Source organism: Colwellia ponticola (assembly GCF_005885605.1).
In the GTDB taxonomy this organism is placed as follows: Bacteria; Pseudomonadota; Gammaproteobacteria; order Enterobacterales; family Alteromonadaceae; genus Colwellia; species Colwellia ponticola.
In genome coordinates this window covers 1-434 of sequence record NZ_SZVP01000158.1, presented here as the reverse complement: position 1 = coordinate 434, position 434 = coordinate 1, and the positions used below count along the sequence as shown (strand labels likewise).

1 protein-coding gene is annotated in these 434 nt (G+C 35.3%); it reads right to left on the bottom strand.

Annotation, left to right across the window (positions count from 1 at the left end):
* A partial coding sequence (locus FCS21_RS16340) for a hypothetical protein (protein WP_222928004.1) occupies positions 1–434 on the bottom strand: 434 nt, incomplete at both ends.

The following is a 434-nucleotide window of genomic DNA, read 5'->3' as shown; positions in this document are numbered from 1 at the left end:
TAACACCGCTTGTCAATTGTGGCACTTGACCGTTTAGTTGTTTTGTACCAGCAGCTAGTTGTGAACTACCAGAAACTAACTTACTATTATTAGCCGTTATCTTATCAGCACCTGATTTAGCACTTGAAACGCCAGCTGTATAATTTTTAATACCAGTAGCCAATTGATTAATTTGAGGTGTCATTACTGAATTCTTTGCAATTGTAGTAACTTTACCTTGAATTAAAGCTTGTTGTTTAGCAGGATCTTTTTCTTTTGAAATAGCAATCCCATCAATGACTGGTGTATTTCCTTGACCATTAACGCCAACATTTAATTGTTTTGCAATTGCTGTAGATTGAGATGCTGCTGTATTTAATTGTGCTATACCATCTGACAATTCAGACATTTGGCCTAGTAGACCTGTAATTTGTTTTTGCATATCAGCATTAGTT